Origin of the sequence: Vulcanococcus limneticus LL (genome assembly GCF_943369875.1) — a bacterium.
In the GTDB taxonomy this organism is placed as follows: Bacteria; Cyanobacteriota; Cyanobacteriia; order PCC-6307; family Cyanobiaceae; genus Vulcanococcus; species Vulcanococcus limneticus_A.
Window position 1 is genome coordinate 238,026 of the sequence record NZ_CALROT020000003.1, and the last position, 17,863, is coordinate 255,888.

The window sequence follows — 17,863 nt, forward strand, 5'->3', positions numbered from 1 at the left end:
GTTGGCGGCGTCCTTGTTGCCGGCAGTCTTGGTGCCGGCGGTCTTGGTGGCGGGGGCCTTGAGCCCGCCAGCACCTGTAGCTGAAGGGGCCCCAGCCAGGCCCTGCCTAGGGTGGCGGCCCAGCGATCCGCGCCATGGTCGCCGCTCCACCAGACACTCCCGCGCCCCCCTCCACCGCCCCCCTCCCCGCGAGGCCCGGCCAGCTCCTGCAGGACCGCAGCGGCCTTGCCGTGGCGGTGCTGGTGCTCTGCGGCCTGGCCCTGCTGCCGCTGCTGCGGCTGGGGGGCTTCGCCCTGGCGGGAGGCCTGGACCTGATCCAGCTGGGGGCCGAGGGCCAGCAGCAGCTGGCCGGCAGCCTGGGCCTGGTGCTGGCGGTGGGCCTGGGCTGCGCCCTGCTGGGCACCACCAACGGCTGGCTCACCGCCAGCTGCCGGTTTCCCGGCCGCCGCTGGCTGCGGATCGCCCAGCTGCTGCCGATGGCCTCGCCGGCCTACCTGCTGGCCGCCACCCTGGTGGACCTGGGCAGCCGCTGGGGCCAGCCGGTGCACGGGCCCGTCTGGGCCGTGGCGGTGCTGACCCTCAGCACCTACCCCTACGTGTTCCTGCTGAGCACCGAGAGCTTCTCAATCAGCGGCCGGCGCCAGCTGGAGGCCTGCCGCAGCCTGGGGGTAGGCCCCTGGGGCGGGTTCCGGCGTGTGGCGCTGCCGATGGCCCTGCCCGCCATCGGCGCCGGCATCGCCCTGGCGGGCATGGAAGTGGTGAACGAGCTCGGGGCGGTGGAGCTGCTCGGGGTGCCCACCCTCTCCGCCGGAATCCTGCAGCGCTGGCAGGCGGAAGGGGACCCCCAGGGGGCCGTGGGCCTGGCCCTGGTGGCCCTGGTGATCGTGGGCCTGCTGGTGGCGGCCGAGCGCCAGCTGCGCAGCCGCAGCCGCTGCTGGAACCTGGGCCACGGCGGGGAGGCCGAGCACTCCTGGCCCCTGGCGGGCCCGCGGGCCCTGGCGGCCCAGCTCTGCTGCCTGCTGCCGCCCCTGCTCAGCCTGGGGGTGCCGCTGCTGTGGGCGACCACGAGCCTGGATCAGCTGGTGAGCCAGCCCCTGGGGGACCTGCTGGCCCTGGCCGGCCGCAGCCTCGTGCTCGCCCTGGTGGCCGCGGTCCTCACCGTGGCCTGCGGCCTGCTGCTGGCGATCGCCCGGCGCTGGATCGCCCAGCCGCTGCTGCAGCGCCTCAGCTTCGTGGCGGGCCTGGGCTACGCCGTGCCCGGCACCGTGCTGGCCCTGGCCCTGATGCTGGTGGGCGGTCCCCTGGGCCTGGCGCCGCTGCTGCTGCTGGTGTGGGGCTATGGCGACCGCTTCCTGGCGGTGGCCAAGGGCGGCCTCGATGCGGCCCTGGAGCGGATCCCCCCCAGCGTCGACGAGGCGGCCACGGGCCTGGGCTGCCGCTGGCCGGAGGTGCTGCAGCGGGTGCACCTGCCGCTGCTGCGGGGGCCGTTGCTGGTGGGCGCCCTGCTCGTGTTCGTGGACACCGTGAAGGAGCTGCCGCTCACCTTCGCCCTGCGTCCCTTCGACTTCGACACCCTCTCGGTGCGCGTCTACCAGTACGCCAGCGACGAGCGGCTGGGGGCGGCCCTGGTGCCGGCGCTGCTGATCCTGCTGCTGGGGCTGGCGGCCTCCCTGGCCCTGGTGCCGAACCTGGAGCGCCGCGGCCCGTCGGGCTAGAGGCGCTCCAGGTTGAGGCCGCGGGTCTCGATGCGGAACCACCAGGTGACGGCGGCCCCCAGCAGCGAACTGGCCGCCAGGCCCGCCAGCAGCGGCCCGCTGCCGAAGTGCTGCAGCAGCGCCGGGAACAGGAAGGCCGTGAGCACGGCCCCCACCTTGCCCGCCGCCGCCGCCAGGCCCGAGCCCAGGCCCCGCAGGGGGGTCGGGAACACCTCGCCGGCGATCAGATAGGTCTGGGCGTTGGGGCCCAGGTTGGTCATGAACTGGAAGACCACGAAGCCCAGCACGATCAGGGCCAGGTGAGCCGGCTGCCCGGGGCCGACGGCGCCCAGGCCGGCGGCCGCGACCCCGCTGCCGGCCATGGCGATCAGCAGCCCGGCGGCGCAGCCCAGAAAGCCCAGGATCTGCAGGGGGATCCGGCCCCAGCGATCCGCCAGCAGGATCGCCACGCCGATGCCCACCAGGAAGCCCACGTCGATCAGGGCCGTGCCCCGGGCCCCCACGATCACGCCCTCGATCAGGGCGGCCAGACCGGCGGCCGCCTGCCCCGGGGCCGCGGCCAGCTCCGCCGCGCTGGCCGCTGGGCTGCCGAAGGCCGTGGCCACGATCAGCGGCGTGAACAGGCCGATGCCGTAGGTGCCCAGGTCCTGCAGGAACCAGGGCAGGCAGGCCAGCACCAGGGCCCGCTGGTGGCGCGGGCGGAACAGGTGGCGCCAGTCGGCCAGGTGGTGGGGCTCCAGGTGGGGGTGGGCCTCATGGGGCTGCAGCAGGTTCAGCCCTGGCCGGTGCAGCAGCCGGGCCAGGGCGGCCTCGGCCTGCTGCCGCCGCCCGCGGCTGATCAACCAGTGGCTGCTCTCCGGCAGCAGCAGCCGGCCCGCGAGCACGGCGGCCACCGGCAGGGCCGGCAGCAGATAGAACAGCCGCCAGGTGTCGAGCTCCGGCCTGGCGTCCAGCAGCAGGGCCGCCACGGCCGTTCCCAGCACGGCGCCGAGGGCCTGGAAGCTGAAGGCCGCCAGCACCAGCCGGCCCCGGGCCGCCGCCGGGATGCTCTCGGAGATCACCAGGTGGGCGGTGGGGTAGTCGGCGCCGAGGGCCAGACCCATGGCGAACAGGGCCGCCACCAGCCAGGCCGGGCTAGGGCTGGCGGCCGCGGCCAGCAGGGCCAGCAGCAGCAGCGCCATCTCGCCGATGAACACGGGCCGGCGGCCGAAGCGATCCGCCAGACCGCCCAGCAGCAGGGCCCCCAGCAGGATCCCCAGCAGGCCCGCGGCCGTCACCAGGCCCATGGCGGCAGGGCCCAGACCGAACTGGGCCGCCTGCAGCGGCAGGGCGATGCCGCCCATGAACACCACCAGCCCCTCGAAGAACTTGCCGGCGCTGGCCATCGCCCACACCTGCCACTGGGTGGCGGTGAGGGGCGGAGCGGCGAAGAGCGGCTGGCTGTCCCAGGCGGGGAGGTCCTCGATCCAGGCCTGCACGCTGCGGGCCCCGGGGGAGGGGCCGTCCGGGCTGGCGGACCCAGGGGCAGCGGATGGGGCCATGGCCTGGCCCTCAGCCCTGCTCGGCGGCGGCGCAGCGGGGGCAGAGGGCCCGCACATTCAGCACGCACTCCAGCAGCCGGAAGCCGTGCAGCTCGGCGGCCTGCTCGCCCGCCTGCAGCACCGCCTGGCTCTCGAACTCCTCGGTGTGGCCGCAGCGCACACACACGAGGTGGTGGTGGTCGCGGTGGTCGTCGCCGGTGGCCAGCTCGAAGCGGCGGCCGCCCTCCGGCAGCTCCAGCTCCCGCAGCAGTTCCATCGAGCTCAGCAGCCGCAGGGTGCGGTACACGGTGGCCAGCGACACCCGCTCCTCGGCCCGCAGCAGCCGCTGGTGCACCTCCTCGGCGCTGAGGTGGCTGCCCTCGCCGATGCGCTCGAACAGGGCCAGCACCCGCTGCCGCTGGGGGGTGAGCCGCTGGCCGCGGCCGTGCAGCGTGGTGCGCAGTTGGTCGGCCTGGGGGTGGGGAGCCGGGGCTGGGGGCAGGGCCGCGGCCATGGGGACGACGCGAGGGGACTGGCAGGGGCCGGCGCGCCGGGAACCCACGCAGTGCTTCTCAACAGTAATGCCTGTTGCGAAGGGCTGCCAGACTGCTCGGCACCCCCAGCGCCGGCGCCGCCCATGCCCCCAACCCCCACGCGGCCCCGGGCCGTGTTCCTCGATGCCCTCAGCCTGGGGCCGGTGGACCTGAGCCCGCTGGAGCCATGGGCGGAGCTGGAGGCCTGGCCCGTGACGGCCCCGGAGCAGCGGCTGGAGCGGCTGGCCGGCGCGACGATCGCGATCACCAACAAGATCCCCCTGGATGGGGCGCTGCTGCGCCAGCTGCCGGCCCTGCGGCTGATCTGCACCGCCAGCACCGGCACCGACCAGGTCGACCTGGCCGCCTGCCAGGAGCTGGGCATCGCGGTGCGCAATGCCGGCGCCTATAGCCGCGCCTCGGTGGTGCAGGTGACCTGGACCCTGATCCTGGAGCTGGCCACCCGCCTGCAGGCCCGCCGGGAGCGGGTACGCGCCGGCGACTGGCAGCGCAGCCCGGTGTTCGCCCTGGTGGAGCCGGAATTCGACGAACTGCAGGGCCAGCGCCTGGTGGTGGTGGGGGCCGGCGACATCGGCCGGGGCGTGCTGGCCATCGGCGCGGCCTTCGGCATGGACACCGTGGGCCTCACCAGCCGCTCCAGCGCCGCCGAGCTGGAGGCCGCCCTGCGCAGCGCCGACGTGGTGAGCCTGCACGCGCCGCTCACGCCCGCCAGCGCCGGATTGATCAACGCGGAGCGGCTGGGCTGGATGAAGCCCACGGCCCTGCTGGTGAACCTGGGCCGCGGCGGCCTGGTGGACACCGGCGCCCTGGTGGAGGCCCTGCGCCAGGGCCGGCTGGCCGGGGCCGCCCTGGATGTGCTCAGCCAGGAGCCCCCCGGGCCGGAGCTGGAGCCGCTGCTGGCGGTGCCCAACCTGATCCTCACGCCCCACATGGGCTGGACCTCACGCCAGGCCCGGGCCCGCCTGGTGCAGACCCTGGCGGCACACCTGCAGGACTACGCCCGCTCGTCGGCCGCGGCCTGAACCTGCGGGTCGGGGGTGGCGGCCGCCAGGGCCAGCAGGCCGCCATCCAGCCGGGCAGTGCCGGCGGCGATCAGATCGGCCAGGGAGGTCACCAGGCGGTAGCTGAGGGCCACCGCCAGCAGGGGCGCCTCCGGCACCGACACCCCCAGCCGCAGCAGCAGCACCGCTTCGAACACCCCCAGCCCCCCTGGGGCGCCCGGCACCACCAGGCCGGCGGTCCAGGCGAGGGCGAAGCCGGCCAGCCAGCTGCCCCAGGGGATGGCGAAGGCCACATCGAAGGCCTGCACGCAGCAGGCGAAGCCGGCGAAGCGCAGCAGCACGAAGGCCAGCTCCGCCAGCAGCGGCAGCAGCGGGTAGCCGGGCAGCCGCAGCTGGGGGGCGGGGATCTCGTTCGGCTCCAGCAGGCCGCGGCGCTGCAGCTGGGCGGCCCGGCGCCGCTCCAGCCGCTCCAGCAGCGGCGCCAGCCAGCGCGGGGCCAGGGCCAGCAGCGGCAGCAGCCCAAGGGGTCCCAGGCCCGCCTGCCAGCCGCCCAGGGGCAGCAGGGCCAGGGCCGCGGCCGCCATCAGCAGGGGATCGAGCAGCACCGCCACCAGGGCCTGGGCCGTGGCCAGGGGGGCCGGCAGGGGATCGGCGGCGGATCGGCCGGGCCCGCTGACCCCATCGCCCGGGGCCAGTCCGGAGCGCTGCAACACCCGCAGCCGGGCCACCAGGTGCCAGACGCCACCGGGCAGGTACTTGCGCAGGTTCGAGCCCAGGAACAGCAGCACCGTGGCGCCCCAGCGGGGCCGCAGCCCGAGCCAGCGCAGGCCCACGCCCCAGGCCAGGCCATTGACCACCAGGCTGAGCAGACTCACCCCCACCCCCAGCAGCAGCCACCACCAGCCCTGGCCATCGAGGCTGAGCTGCAGCAGGGAGCGCAGGTTGGCGGCCAGGGCCGCCAGCACGAAGCCGAAGCTGGCCAGGCCCACCCACAGGCGGGCGCCACCGGGCAGCTGGCCGGCGAGGGCCCCCAACCGGGCAGCCACGGGCTGCAGCCAGCCCCCCAGGCGGGCCGCCAGGGCGCCGCCGGCAGCGAGGCAGCGGCGCAGCGTCAGCACGGCTCGGTGGGGCACGGAGAGAAGGGGGTGGGGTCGGCGTTGGGGTCGGGGGGAGGGCTGGCCGCCAGGGCCGCCAGCGCCGCCTGGCGCAGCTGGGCCAGGGGCAGGCCGTGGCGGCGGGCCAGGTCCGCCAGATCCCCATATTCGGGCTTGTGGGTCAGGCCCCCATCGGGCCGGCGGGCCGTCTTGATGCGCACCGGTCCCCAGGCGGTGGAAACGGTGTGGCTGGACCGGGGCAGGGCCCAGCGCCGCAGCCACTGCTCCCGCACCCCCAGGCTGCTGCCGTGGCGCCACCACACCGCCCGCAGGGCCTCGGCCTGCTCCGGCCAGGCGATCACGCTGAGCAGCAGGCCGGGGCGGCCCTTCTTCATCAGGATCGGCTGGCTGAACACCTCCAGGGCGCCGGCCTCCCGCAGGGCGTCGGCCAGGAAGGCGAGGTCCTCGGGGCTGGCGTCATCGATCTGGGCCTGCTGCTCCAGCACCGTCTCCAGCCGGGGGGCCGCGGCGCCCAGGCCCGCATCCGTCCCCGGCGCGGCTCCGCCCAGGCCCTCGGCCGACGCGCCGAACCCAGCGTGGGCGGCCTCCCCCAGCACCAGCCGCAGCAGGTTCGGCCGATCCAGGCTGCGGCTGCCCAGCCCCACCCCCACGGCCCGCGGCACCAGGGCCGGCGCCGGCCCGAAGCCATCGGCCAGGGCCGCCATCAGGGCCAGACCCGTGGGGGTGGTGAGCTCGCCGGCGGGAAAGCCGGCGCTGGAGGCCAGGGGAATGGCGCCGCGGCGGGCCAGCTCCAGCACCGCCGGGGCCGGCAGGGGCAGCACCCCATGGGCGGTGCGCACCGTGCCGTGGCCGGCGGGCGGCACGGCGCAGATCAGCCGCTCCACCCCGAAGTGGGCCAGCCCCGCGCAGACCCCCACCACGTCCACCAGGGCATCGAGGGCCCCCACCTCATGGAAGTGCACCTGCTCGGGCGCGTGGCCGTGCACGGCCGCCTCCGCCTCCGCCAGGCCCGTGAACACCGCCAGGATCCGCTCGCGCAGCGGCGGCTGCAGCGGCGCCGCGGCGATCCGGGCGCGCAGCTCGCTCCAGTGGCGATGGGGCGGCTCCGCCTCCAGGCTCTCGACCGCCAGGTGCAGGCCCCGCAGGCCACCGCTGCGGCGCTCCTCGAGCGCCAGCCGGTAGCGGCCCTCCAGACCCAGGGCCGCCAGGGGCGCATCCACGGCGGCGTGGGGCAGGCCCAGGTCGAACAGGGCGGCCAGCAGCATGTTGCCGGCTAGACCCGTGGGGCAGTCCACGACCGCCAGGGGGGTGGTCATGGCTGGCTCGGGGCAGCGGCGGGTGGCACCGGGGTGAGCGGGTGCGGGGCGAGGGGCAGTGCTGCCGGGGCCTGCGGCGGCTCAGCCGGGGCAGACAGCCGGGGTGACGGGTTCAACAGCCGCGGTGCCGCGTCCAGCAGCTGTTCCGCCTGCTGCTCCAGCTGGTCGCGGCGGGCGCGCAGCAGCTGGTCCACCTCGCGGCGGGCGCGGCGCTGCTCCCGCTGGGCCGTGGCCACGTCAAAGCCGGAGAGGCCCCAGAGCCGGCCCAGCAGGGCCCGGTCGTCGACGCCGCCACGGGAGCTGCCGTAGATTAGGGTCTCGGCCACCATGCCGGCCTGCAGCACCCGGCTCCAGCGGCGCAGCTCCTCGGCCGGCAGCTTGGCGTGGGCCGGTGGCTCGAGCTCGGTGCTGCCGCTGGCGGCCAGGCCCTGGCGCAGGCAGGCCAGGCTGCCCACCAGCACCTGCTTCACGGCCATGGTCTCCTCCGCCGCCACCAGCACGTGGCCGGCCTCATGGATGGCGATGCGCCGCAGCCGGGCCCGCCCGCCGGGCAGGGCCTCGGCCAGCAGGTGACCGCCGCGGCCCCCAAAGCGGGCCGCATCCACACTGAGGGCCACCAGGGCGCCGCCGGCGGCCAGGGCGATGACGGCGGCCGAGAGGCCCAGCGGCGGCCCGAGCACGGCCACCAGGGTGACCGCCGCCACGGCGAGCCCCACCCGCAGGGCCTCGCTGGAGCCGGCCGAGTCCTCCGGGCGCCGCAAAGGCGGGCGGGCGGGCTGGGGCGGTGAGGGCTGGGTAGAGCCCGGCTGGTCAGACGGTCCCTCGGGGGGAGGGGGTGCAGGCATGGCGGATCAGCGCCGCGTCACCGCTGCCGCCGGACGGCCGCCGCGGCCCGGGGCACCGCCGGGGCCGCCCGGACGACCACCACGTCCCTTGGCCTTGCCGCCGCGGTTGCCGCGCTGGGGAATCGGCGCGATCACCTCAAAGGCCTCCAGGGTCAGGGCCTGCCCCTGGCGGCGCAGGTCGAGGGAGACGAAGTGGCGCAGGTGCTCCAGGGGGATCTGACCCTGGAGCTGCAGCTTGAAGGGGGTGGGCCGGCTGCCGTCGGAGCGGGGCTGCTGGCGGATCTTGACCACCACCTCGCCGCTCTCGGGCCGGGTGTAGATGAGCTCGCCGCGCACCGAGAAGTAGTCGTCGCCCTCGGGCAGCGCGTCGTCGGGGAGGGCGGCCGCGGGCGCAGCGGCTGGGGCCTCGGCTGTTGGGGCCTCGACAGCCGGCTCGTCGGCAGCAGGGGTGTCCTGAAGCGTGGCATCGGCGGATACCGCTGGCTCCGCTGCGGGCTCGCCCTCCGGGCGCTCCAGCGCGGCCTGGGCCGCCGCCAGCGTGCTCGGCTCCCACACCCCCACCAGCTGCAGGTGCAGCTTGTCGGCCTCGCGGTAGCGGGGGTAGGCCACCCACAGGTGGGGCTGGCTGAGGTCGAGGTGGCGGCGCATCAGGGTGAGCACCCGGCCCAGCACCACGGCCTCCAGCTCGCTGCCGTCGGCGGTGCGGATCAGGCCGCGGGTGAGCTGCTCCGGATCGCTGGGCTCGTAAACACCCCGCACCACGCCGATGGCCCGGTACTGCAGCGGCTCGGTGACCGGGGAAATGGGATGGTGACGCATTGTGGCTGGAACCCTCTGGGCGCGCGGGACCAGCAGGGCCCGAAGGCCAATGTAGCCAGGCCGCGGCGGCAGACTGGCGCCACTCCCCGCCTGTGCCATGCCGCCCCGACCCAGTCCTGGTTCCCGCTCCGGCCTGCTGCTGGCCCTGGCGGCCCTGGCCCTGATGGGCCTGGCCGGCGCCGGCGGCTGGTGGCTCGGCCAGCGGGGCGGCGGCGGCGATCGCTCGCGGCTGGCCCTGGAGCGCCAGGCCGATCAGCTGCGCAGCAAGGTGGATCAGGGCTCCGCCAGCGACGCGGAGCAGGAGCGGTTGGTGCAGCTGCTGCTGGCCCTCGACCAGCAGCGGCAGGCCACCCAGCTGCTGGAGACCCTGGCCGACCGGCAGCCGGAGCGCTGGCAGCTGCGGCTGCTGCTGGCCGAACTGCGCCGCAACGGCGACGACCGGGCCGGGGCCGAGCGGGAGCTGCGCCAGCTGCTCAACCTCAGCCCCGATCGGATCGAGGCCCTGCAGCTGATGACGCTGCTGCAGGTGGAACAGGGGCGCGGCCAGGAGGCGGAGCGCCAGCTGCGGGCCCTGCTGGCCAAGGCCAGCAAGCCGACCCTGCAGCCCCAGGCCCTGCCGCTGGGCCTGCTGCTCGGCGACCTGCTGCAGCGCCAGGGCCAGAAGGGCGCCGCCGAGGCCCTCTACCTGCAGCAGGCCCAGGAGTTCGCCAAGGATCCCCGGCCGCTGCTGGCCCTGGCCCTGCTCAAGCAGGAGCAGGGCGACACCGCAGCGGCCCAGGCGGCCCTGGCCAAGGCCCGCGAACGCCAGCCCGAGAAGGCCAGCCAGCGCCTGGATGAGGTGGCCGCCAGCTGGGGCCTGGCGAAACTCAGGGCCCCTTCAGCGGCGGCGAAACCCCAGGCTGCGCCGGCCCCGACTGGGCCTCCAGGTCCTTGAGGGCCGCATCGATCGCGTCGCCGGGGTTGGTGGCGTTGTCGAGGGCCATGCCCTTGCGGAGCTTGTTCATCAGCTCCAGGGGGTTGGTGGAGTCGAGGATCGAGCCCCCCTTGCTGGTGCCGGGCCCGCCGGGGCCGTAGTCGTAGACGTCCCGCTCCTGCTTGGACAGGCCGGCGGCGTAGTCGGCGCGGGCCGGAGCGGCGGCGGCCAGCAGACCCGCGGACAGCAGGCCGGTGGTGAGCAGCAGGGCTGGGATGGGGGAAGCGAGGCGGCTACCCATGGCCTTCGCAGCGCAATGGTCGTAAGGGGATGCTAGAAGCATCGGCCCACCGCCACGCCCCGACCCGGCCCCCATGCGCATCGCCACCTGGAACGTGAACTCGGTGCGCACCCGGCTGGAGCAGGTGGTGGCCTGGCTGGAGCGGGAGCGGCCCGATGTGGTGTGCCTGCAGGAAACCAAGGTGGAGGACGGCCTGTTCCCCACAAGCGCCTTCACCGACCTGGGCTATCAGGTGGTGATCAGCGGCCAGAAGGCCTACAACGGCGTGGCGATCCTGAGCCTGCTGCCGCTCGAGGATGTGCAGATCGGCTTTGACGCCCTGCTGCCGGACGACCCCGAGTCCCCGGGACTGAGCGAGCAGAAGCGGGTGATCAGTGCCCTGATCGAGGGGGTGCGGGTGCTCAACCTCTACGTGCCCAACGGCAGTTCGCTCACCAGCGAGAAGTACGCCTACAAGCTGGAGTGGCTGGCCTGCCTGCAGCGCTACCTGGCGGTGCAGGAGCAGCAGGGCGATCCGCTCTGCATGGTGGGCGACTTCAACATCGGCCCGGAGGCCCGCGACCTGCCCGATCCCGAGCGCCAGAGCGGCGGCATCATGGCCAGCGACGCCGAGCGGACGGCCCTGGCGGCCTGCCTGGGCGAGCGGCTGCAGGATGGCTTCCGCCTGTTCGAGCCGGCCAGCGGCCACTGGAGCTGGTGGGATTACCGCAGCGGCGCCTGGGACCGGGATCGGGGCTGGCGCATCGACCACATCTATCTGTCGGAGGAGCTGGTGGAGCTGGCCACCGGCTGCGTGATCCACCGCGACCAGCGCGGCCTCGAGAAGCCCAGCGACCACGCCCCGGTGGTGATCAACCTGGCCTGGCCGCCCCCGGACGACGCGGAGGACGACGACGGGGACTGGGGCTGAGGGGCGCTTCGCCTCAGGCCTCGCCCCAGCCCAGGCGGCGCGAGGCGGCGTAGAGCGGATAGCCCAGGGCGATGAGGGCCAGGGCCGCCAGGCTGTTGGCCGTGTCGCTCCAGAGGGCGGCCACCAGGAAGGCCAGGGAGCCGGCCGCGATCAGCAGCGGCGTGACCGGATAGCCCCAGGCCCGGAAGGGCCGCTCCAGCTCCGGCTCCCGCCAGCGCAGCACCAGCAGCGCCACGATGCCGGCCAGATAGATGGCCACGTAGAGAAACGAGGCCATCCCCAGCAGCCGCGCGAAGGAACCGCTCAGCACCAGGGCCGCCGCTCCGCCGCTGGTGATCGCCAGGGCCGCCAGCGGCGTACCGCCGGCCGTCACCTGCTGGGCGAAGGCCGGCACCAGACCATCGCGGCTGAGGCCGAAGAGAATCCGCGGCGCGGCCATCACCACGGTGTTCACCAGCCCCAGCAGCGACAGCAGCGCCAGGCCTGAGATCAGGTGCCCCCCCAGGGGCCCCACCAGCCGGCGGGCCGCATCGGCGGCCGGCAGGGCCGAGGCCGCCAGCTGCTCCAGCGGCAGCACCCGCAGCAGGGCCCCGTTCACCAGCAGGTAGATCACCAGCACCGCCCCCACCCCGCCCAGCAGGGAGCGGGGCAGGTCGCGGGCGGGCTCGCTGAACTCCTCGGAGAAGTAGATGGGGCTGGCCCAGCCGTCGTAGGTGGTGATCACGGCCTGGAGGGCCAGCACCGCCGCGAGCGCGAAGCCGGAGCCGCTGACCAGGCCGGTGCTCAGGCCGGTGCCGGTGAGCGGGCCTGCGCTGGCCTCAGCCGCCGCCCCCAGGGCGCCAGCGGCCTGGCCCCCGGCCGGATCGCCCAGCAGGAAGCAGGCCAGCACCAGCGCCAGGAAGGCCGCGGCCTTCACCAGGCTCAGCAGCTGCTGGCTGGCGCTGCCGGCCCGCACCCCCAGCAGCTGGATCAGCGAGAACACGGCCAGCACCAGGCAGGCCGTGGCCCTGGGGCCCAGGGGGAAGGCCGGCAGCAGCGCCTCCACGTACTCGCCCACCGTGATCGCCACCCAGGCCAGGCCCACCACGTGGCCTAACCAGTCGGTCCAGCCCACGCTGAAGCCCGCCCAGGGCCCGAAGGCCCGTTGGGCATACACGTACCAGCCGCCGGCCCGGGGCAGGCTCGCCCCCAACTCCGCCACGCACACCGCCCCCAGCAGGGCATAGAGGCCGCCCACCAGCCAGGCCGCCAGGATCAGCACCGGACTGCCCAGCTGGGCCGCCACCAGGCCGGGGGTGCGCAGGATGCCGGCACCGATCGAGCCCCCCACCGCCCCGGCCAGGCCAAAGCCCAGCCCCAGGATGTGCAGCAGGCCGCCCCTCGGGGCCGGCTCCGGCGGGCCGGTCATCGGCGCCCCGCCGCTCAGAAGGCCACCACCGGCTCGGGCAGCTCCACCCCCTGCTCCCGCAGCACCGCCACCCGCCGCGCCGACTCGCCGCAGCTGCGGGGCGTGGGGAAGATCTTGCCGGGGTTGGCCAGGCCGTCGGGATCGAAGGCGCGGCGCACCAGCTGCATGGTGGCCAGGTCTTCGGGGGCGAACATCCAGTCCATGTAGCAGCGCTTGTCGCTGCCCACGCCGTGCTCGCCGGTGATGCTGCCGCCGGCCTCGATGCAGAGGCGCAGGATCTCGGCCCCCAGCTCGCTCACCCGCTGCTCCACCCCCGGCTCGTCGGCCCGGTAGAGGATCAGGGGATGCAGGTTGCCGTCGCCGGCGTGGAACACGTTGGCCACCGGCAGGCCGTAGCGGCGGCTGAGGCGCTCGATCGCCGCCAGCACCCGCGGCAGGGCGGTGCGGGGCACCACGCCGTCCTGCACGTAATAGGTGGGGGTGATGCGGCCCACCGCCGCGAAGGCGCTCTTGCGACCCTTCCAGAGCAGGGCGCGATCGGCCGCGTCGCTGGCCTGGCGGACGCTGCGGGCGCCGGCGGTGCGGCAGAGCTGGCCGGCCAGGTCCACGGCCGCCGCCACCTCCCGCTCCTGGCCATCGAGCTCGATCAGCAGCACCGCCGCCGCATCGCGCGGGTACTCGTCGTGGCCGAACAGGTCGTCCACGGCATTGACCGTGAAGTTGTCCATGATCTCCATGCCGGCCGGCAGCACGCCGGCGGCCGTCACGGCCCGCACCGCCTCGCCGGCGGCCTCCATGCTGGCGAAGTCAGCCAGCAGCACCGCCACGCTCTCGGGGGCCCGCAGCAACCGCAGGGTAATGGCGGTGGCGATGCCGAGGGTGCCCTCACTGCCGATGAACAGGCCGCGCAGGTCCAGCTCCGGCTGCTCGGGCAGCGCTCCCCCGAGGGTGGTGACCGTGCCGTCGGGCAGCACCACCTCCAGCTCCAGCACGTGGTTGCTGGTGACGCCGTACTTGAGGCAGTGCACGCCGCCGGAGTTCTCGGCCACGTTGCCGCCGATCGAGCACACCTGCTGGCTGGAGGGATCGGGGGCGTAGTAGAAGCCGTCGCCGGCCACGGCCCGCGTCACCCAGCTGTTGATCACGCCGGGCTGCACGGTCACCCGCTGGTTGGCGAGGTCCACCGCCAGCACGCGGCGCATGCGGCTGGTGACGATCACCAGGGCCTCGCTTTCGGCCACGGCGCCGCCGGAGAGGCCGGTGCCGTTGCCGCGGGCCACGAAGGGCACCTCCAGCTCGGCGCAGAGGCGCACCACCGCGGCCACCTGCTCGGTGGTCTCGGGCAGCACCACCAGGGGCGGCTGGTGGCGGTGCAGGGTGAGGCCATCGCAGTCGTAGGCCAGCAGCTCCTGGCGCTTGGCCACCACGGCCTTGGCGGGCAGCAGGGCGCGCAGGCGGCGCTCGATCGCGCCCCAGTCGGCGCTGGATCGCCCGCGGGAGGCCCCACCGCTGCCCCTCGTCCCGACCGGAAGGTCCGGGGAGCTGGCCGAGGGGCTCGCGGAGGGCGTCACAGGGGGTACGGGCGTCGGACTACTGCCGGGCCAAGGCTAATCACCGCCAGCGACCTGGCTCCCCGGCCTGGATCGTCCCACCAGGTGTCCGGTCGTCAGCCCACGGCCTGACGAGGACGAGGAGGCGCCCGCCATCGGCCCCGGCGACGGCCGGCCGCTTCCTCCACGAAATCTGACCTGGCTCCCACAGCTGTGGGGCTCTGGGTCAGGATGGAAGGTGCGTCCCAGCCACCCGTCCGCGGATCCCGTCTTGTCGGCTTCTCCCACAGCGCCCGTTTCGACTCCTGTGCTCAACACCACCCGGTCCCAGGAGATCTTCACCGCCGCCCAGAAGCTCATGCCCGGTGGCGTGAGTTCACCGGTGCGCGCCTTCCGCTCGGTGGGGGGCCAGCCCATCGTGTTCGACCGCGTCAAGGGGGCCTACGCCTGGGACGTGGACGGCAACCGCTACATCGATTACATCGGCAGCTGGGGCCCCGCCATCTGCGGCCACGCCCACCCCGAGGTGATCGCCGCCCTGCACGCCGCCCTCGATAAGGGCACCAGCTTCGGCGCCCCCTGCGAACTGGAGAACCAGCTGGCCGAGCTGGTGATCGAGGCGGTGCCCAGCGTGGAGATGGTGCGCTTCGTCAACAGCGGCACCGAGGCCTGCATGTCGGTGCTGCGCCTGGTGCGGGCCTTCACCGGCCGCGAGAAGATCATCAAGTTCGAGGGCTGCTACCACGGCCACGCGGACATGTTCCTGGTGAAGGCCGGCTCCGGCGTGGCCACCCTGGGCCTGCCCGACTCGCCGGGCGTGCCGCGCACCACCGCCGCCAGCACCCTCACCGCCCCCTACAACGACCTGGAGGCGGTGAAACAGCTGTTCGCCGAGAACCCAGGGGAGATCGCCGGCGTGATCCTCGAGCCCGTGGTGGGCAACGCCGGCTTCATCACCCCCGAGCCCGGCTTCCTGGAGGGCATCCGCGAACTCACCAAGGAGAACGACGCCCTGCTGGTGTTCGACGAGGTGATGACCGGCTTCCGCATCAGCTACGGCGGCGCCCAGGCCAAGTTCGGTGTCACCCCCGACCTGACCACCATGGGCAAGGTGATCGGCGGCGGCCTGCCCGTGGGCGCCTACGGCGGCCGGGCCGACATCATGGGCCTGGTGGCCCCGGCGGGCCCGATGTATCAGGCGGGCACCCTCAGCGGCAATCCCCTGGCGATGACCGCCGGCATCAAGACCCTGGAGCTGCTCAAGCAGCCCGGCACCTACGAGCGCCTCGACGCCATCACCAAGCGCCTCAGCGCCGGCATCCAGGACGCCGCCCGCAGCGCCGGACTGCCGATCACCGGCGGCTCGATCAGCGCCATGTTCGGCTTCTTCCTCTGCGAGGGCCCGGTGCGCAACTTCGAGGAGGCCAAGGCGGCCGACACGGTGCGCTTCGGCAAGCTGCACCGCACCATGCTCGAGCGCGGCGTCTACCTGGCCCCCAGCGCCTTCGAGGCCGGCTTCACCTCCCTGGCCCACTCGGACGCCGACATCGACGCCACGATCGCGGCCTTCCGCGACGCCTTCGCCCAGGTGGCCTGAGGGCCTGGAGCGAGCAGTCGAACGGCCAGCGGATGCCGTGCCGATGACGAGCGCACCGCCGCCAGCGACGGCCGTGAGCCACGACAGGTCGGGGAGCTCCACCCCGATCGAGCGCCGCCAGCGCGGCGCCCTGAGGCTGGCGGCCCTACTGGCGGCCGGCATCGGCGCCCTGGCCTGGCTGGGCCGCAGCAGTGATCCCGCCGCCAAGCCGCTCGCAAGCGGCCCCCTCACCCTCGGGGCCGCCATCGCCTTTACCGGCAACGCCAACCTCTACGGCCAGGACCAGCGCATGGGCCTGACCCTGGCCGAACGCTGGGCCCAGCAAGCGGGAGCCCCTGCCCGGCCGGTGCGCCTGCAACTGGAGGACGGCGCCTCCGATGAGCCCAGCGCCATCGCCGCCTTCAACCTGCTGATCCGCCAGGGGGTGATCGCCCTGATCGGCCCCACCCTTTCCCAGCAGGCCTTCGCCGCCGATCCGATCGCCCAGCGCCAGGGGGTGCCCGTGGTGGCCCCCTCCAACACGGCCAAGGGCATCCCCGAGATCGGCCACTTCATCAGCCGCGTGTCGGCCCAGAGCTCGGTGATCGCCCCGCTCTCGATCGCGGAGGCCCTGCAGCGCGATCCCTCGATCCGGCGCGTGGCCGTGTTCTACGCCCAGGACGACGCCTACAGCACCGCCGAGGTGGCCATCTTCCAGAAGGCCCTCGCCGCCCGCGGGCTCACCCCCGTCACGGTGCAGCGCACCCAGCTGGCCGACAACGACTTCCAGACGCCGATCACCTCCGCCCTGCAGCTCCAGCCCCAGCTGGTGGTGCTCTCGGTGCAGGCGGTGGCCGGCGGCAACCTGATCCGCCAGCTGCGTGAGCTGGGCTACCGCGGTCAGATCGTGGTGGGCAACGGCCTCAACACGCCGAACATCTATCCGATCTGCCAGCGCTGGTGCGACGGCATCCTGATCGCCCAGGCCTACAGCCCCGAACTCGACACCCCCATCAACCGCCGCTTCCAGCAGCTGTTCCGCCAGGCCCACGGCGATCGGCCGCCGCCGCAGATCACCGCCCAGGCCTTCACCGCCTACCAGGTGCTGTTCGAAGCCATCCAGCGGCTGCAGCGCCAGGGGGGCCTCACGGGTGTGACCCTCGGCCAGGCCCGCGCCAACCTGATGGCCGAGCTGCTCCGCGGCACCTACGACACCCCCCTGGGCCCGATCGGCTTCAGCCCCGAGGGTGAGGTGCTGCAGGATCGCTTCTACGTGGCCGAGGTGCGCATGGCCCCCGGCGGCCGCGACGGACGCTTCGCCCTGGTGCGCGAGCGCCGGCTGCAGGAGGCCAAGCCGTGATCGAAACCCTGCTGCAGACCCTGCTCAACGGCGCCGCCAGCGGCGGCGTGTATGCCCTGGTGGCCCTGGGCTACACGCTGGTGTTCTCGGTGCTCGGGGTGATCAACTTCGCCCAGGGCGCGCTCTTTTCCGTGGGCGGCTACCTCACCTTTCTATTGATGGGCGGCAGGATCGGCGTCAACGGCGCCCTGCCGGGCTGGGGGCTGCCGGGCGGGCTGCCCTTCTGGCTGGCCCTGCTGCTGGCGGCGGCCGGCTCCGGCCTGGTGGGACTGCTGGTGGAGCGGGTGGCCTTCGCGCCGCTGCGGCGCCGCAACGCCGAGCCGCTGCTGGCCCTGATCACCAGCCTCGGTGCCGGCGTGGTGCTGGTGAACCTGCTGCAGCTGCTGATGGGGGCTGAGGGCTACGCCTTCCCCCACGGCACCGATGCCCTGGGGGGGCTGCCCGATGCCCTGGTGATCGCCGGCGCCCGCATCCGCACGATCCAGCTGCTGCTGCTGCTGATCTCCGCCGCCGCCGTGGTCGCCCTCAGCCTCTGGCTGGAGCGCAGCAAGGGCGGCCGGGCCCTGCGGGCCGTGGCGGAAGACGCCACCACCGCCCAGCTGCTCGGCATCCACAGCGAGGCCATGGTGCGGCTGGCGTTCTTCCTCAGCGGAGCCCTGGCGGGCCTGGGCGGCGGCCTGATCGGCGTGAGCGTGAGCCTGCCGGGCCCCTACTTCGGCATCGGCTACGGCCTCAAGGGGCTGGCGGTGCTGGTGCTGGGCGGCCTGGGCAGCGTGCCCGGCGCCATCGCCGGCGGGCTGCTGATGGGCCTGGCCGAAGCCCTGGTGCCCAGCGAGGCCTCCGGTTGGCGCGATGCCCTGGCCTTCGCGATCCTGTTCGTGGTGCTGCTGCTGCGCCCCCGGGGCCTGCTGGGCCGGCGCACGGTGGAGAAGGTGTGAGGCCATGAGCATCCCCCGCGGC

At 74.4% G+C, this 17,863-nt stretch carries 15 protein-coding genes and 1 pseudogene; 7 read left to right on the plus strand and 9 right to left on the minus strand.

The features are described from left to right. Positions 1–134 precede the first annotated feature (134 nt). Positions 135–1,715 (plus strand): ABC transporter permease, encoded by a 1,581-nt coding sequence (locus tag ACLV7J_RS05625; protein ID WP_411868134.1) that lies wholly within the window; start codon positions 135–137, stop codon positions 1,713–1,715. Here the strand turns inward: ACLV7J_RS05625 and ACLV7J_RS05630 are convergent. Beyond that, positions 1,712–3,256 (minus strand): MFS transporter, encoded by a 1,545-nt coding sequence (locus ACLV7J_RS05630; protein WP_411868135.1) that lies wholly within the window; start codon positions 3,254–3,256, stop codon positions 1,712–1,714. The genes ACLV7J_RS05625 and ACLV7J_RS05630 overlap by 4 nt on opposite strands. 10 nt (positions 3,257–3,266) lie before the next feature. Beyond that, entirely contained in the window at positions 3,267–3,749 is a 483-nt protein-coding gene (locus ACLV7J_RS05635) for a Fur family transcriptional regulator (RefSeq protein WP_411868136.1), read from the minus strand. Between the two features lie 123 nt (positions 3,750–3,872). Here ACLV7J_RS05635 and ACLV7J_RS05640 point away from each other — a divergent pair, with 123 nt between their 5' ends. After that, positions 3,873–4,811, plus strand: a complete 939-nt coding sequence (locus ACLV7J_RS05640; RefSeq protein ID WP_411868137.1) for an NAD(P)-dependent oxidoreductase — start codon at positions 3,873–3,875, stop codon at positions 4,809–4,811. Here the strand turns inward: ACLV7J_RS05640 and ACLV7J_RS05645 are convergent. From ACLV7J_RS05645 to ACLV7J_RS05660, 4 genes and pseudogenes are all read right to left on the minus strand, one after another. Continuing rightward, the gene (locus tag ACLV7J_RS05645) at positions 4,784–5,836 is read right to left on the minus strand and encodes a lysylphosphatidylglycerol synthase domain-containing protein (protein ID WP_411868178.1); all 1,053 of its coding nucleotides are present in this window, start codon (positions 5,834–5,836) and stop codon (positions 4,784–4,786) included. The genes ACLV7J_RS05640 and ACLV7J_RS05645 overlap by 28 nt on opposite strands. 65 nt (positions 5,837–5,901) lie before the next feature. Beyond that, on the minus strand, positions 5,902–7,221 hold the full coding sequence (gene larC, locus ACLV7J_RS05650; RefSeq protein WP_411868138.1) for a nickel pincer cofactor biosynthesis protein LarC: 1,320 nt from the start codon (positions 7,219–7,221) through the stop codon (positions 5,902–5,904). A gap of 116 nt (positions 7,222–7,337) precedes the next feature. Then, positions 7,338–7,982 (minus strand): annotated as a pseudogene (locus tag ACLV7J_RS05655) (hypothetical protein); the annotation flags it as partial. A gap of 90 nt (positions 7,983–8,072) precedes the next feature. Then, positions 8,073–8,885 (minus strand): hypothetical protein, encoded by an 813-nt coding sequence (locus ACLV7J_RS05660; protein WP_411868139.1) that lies wholly within the window; start codon positions 8,883–8,885, stop codon positions 8,073–8,075. Between the two features lie 97 nt (positions 8,886–8,982). Here ACLV7J_RS05660 and ACLV7J_RS05665 point away from each other — a divergent pair, with 97 nt between their 5' ends. After that, positions 8,983–9,819, plus strand: coding sequence for a hypothetical protein (locus tag ACLV7J_RS05665; protein WP_411868140.1), 837 nt, complete (start codon positions 8,983–8,985; stop codon positions 9,817–9,819). Here ACLV7J_RS05665 and ACLV7J_RS05670 read toward each other — a convergent pair. Next, positions 9,752–10,099, minus strand: a complete 348-nt coding sequence (locus tag ACLV7J_RS05670) for a hypothetical protein (protein ID WP_411868141.1) — start codon at positions 10,097–10,099, stop codon at positions 9,752–9,754. The two genes, ACLV7J_RS05665 and ACLV7J_RS05670, sit on opposite strands and share 68 nt — an antisense overlap. Before the next feature lie 73 nt (positions 10,100–10,172). Here ACLV7J_RS05670 and xth point away from each other — a divergent pair, with 73 nt between their 5' ends. Further along, positions 10,173–11,009, plus strand: coding sequence for an exodeoxyribonuclease III (xth, locus tag ACLV7J_RS05675; protein ID WP_411868142.1), 837 nt, complete (start codon positions 10,173–10,175; stop codon positions 11,007–11,009). Positions 11,010–11,022: 13 nt separating this feature from the next. Here xth and ACLV7J_RS05680 read toward each other — a convergent pair whose 3' ends face one another. Together ACLV7J_RS05680 and ACLV7J_RS05685 are read right to left on the minus strand one after the other, a co-directional pair. Next, the gene (locus ACLV7J_RS05680) at positions 11,023–12,417 is read right to left on the minus strand and encodes an APC family permease (protein ID WP_411868143.1); all 1,395 of its coding nucleotides are present in this window, start codon (positions 12,415–12,417) and stop codon (positions 11,023–11,025) included. A 14-nt stretch (positions 12,418–12,431) separates the two neighbouring features. Next, positions 12,432–13,871 (minus strand): FAD-linked oxidase C-terminal domain-containing protein, encoded by a 1,440-nt coding sequence (locus ACLV7J_RS05685; RefSeq protein WP_411868179.1) that lies wholly within the window; start codon positions 13,869–13,871, stop codon positions 12,432–12,434. Positions 13,872–14,238: 367 nt separating this feature from the next. Between ACLV7J_RS05685 and hemL the strand changes: the two genes are divergently transcribed. The 3 genes from hemL to ACLV7J_RS05700 are packed head-to-tail and all read left to right on the plus strand — an operon-like array spanning position 14,239 to position 17,841. After that, on the plus strand, positions 14,239–15,564 hold the full coding sequence (gene hemL / locus ACLV7J_RS05690) for a glutamate-1-semialdehyde 2,1-aminomutase (RefSeq protein ID WP_411868144.1): 1,326 nt from the start codon (positions 14,239–14,241) through the stop codon (positions 15,562–15,564). A 43-nt stretch (positions 15,565–15,607) separates the two neighbouring features. Next, positions 15,608–16,903 carry an ABC transporter substrate-binding protein gene (locus ACLV7J_RS05695; protein WP_411868180.1) on the plus strand — a complete coding sequence of 432 codons (1,296 nt, stop codon included), beginning with the start codon at positions 15,608–15,610 and terminating at the stop codon, positions 16,901–16,903. Then, positions 16,900–17,841: a branched-chain amino acid ABC transporter permease gene (locus ACLV7J_RS05700; protein ID WP_411868145.1), complete on the plus strand. Its 942-nt coding sequence runs from the start codon at positions 16,900–16,902 to the stop codon at positions 17,839–17,841. Before ACLV7J_RS05695 ends, ACLV7J_RS05700 begins: the two co-directional genes overlap by 4 nt. Positions 17,842–17,863 lie beyond the last annotated feature (22 nt).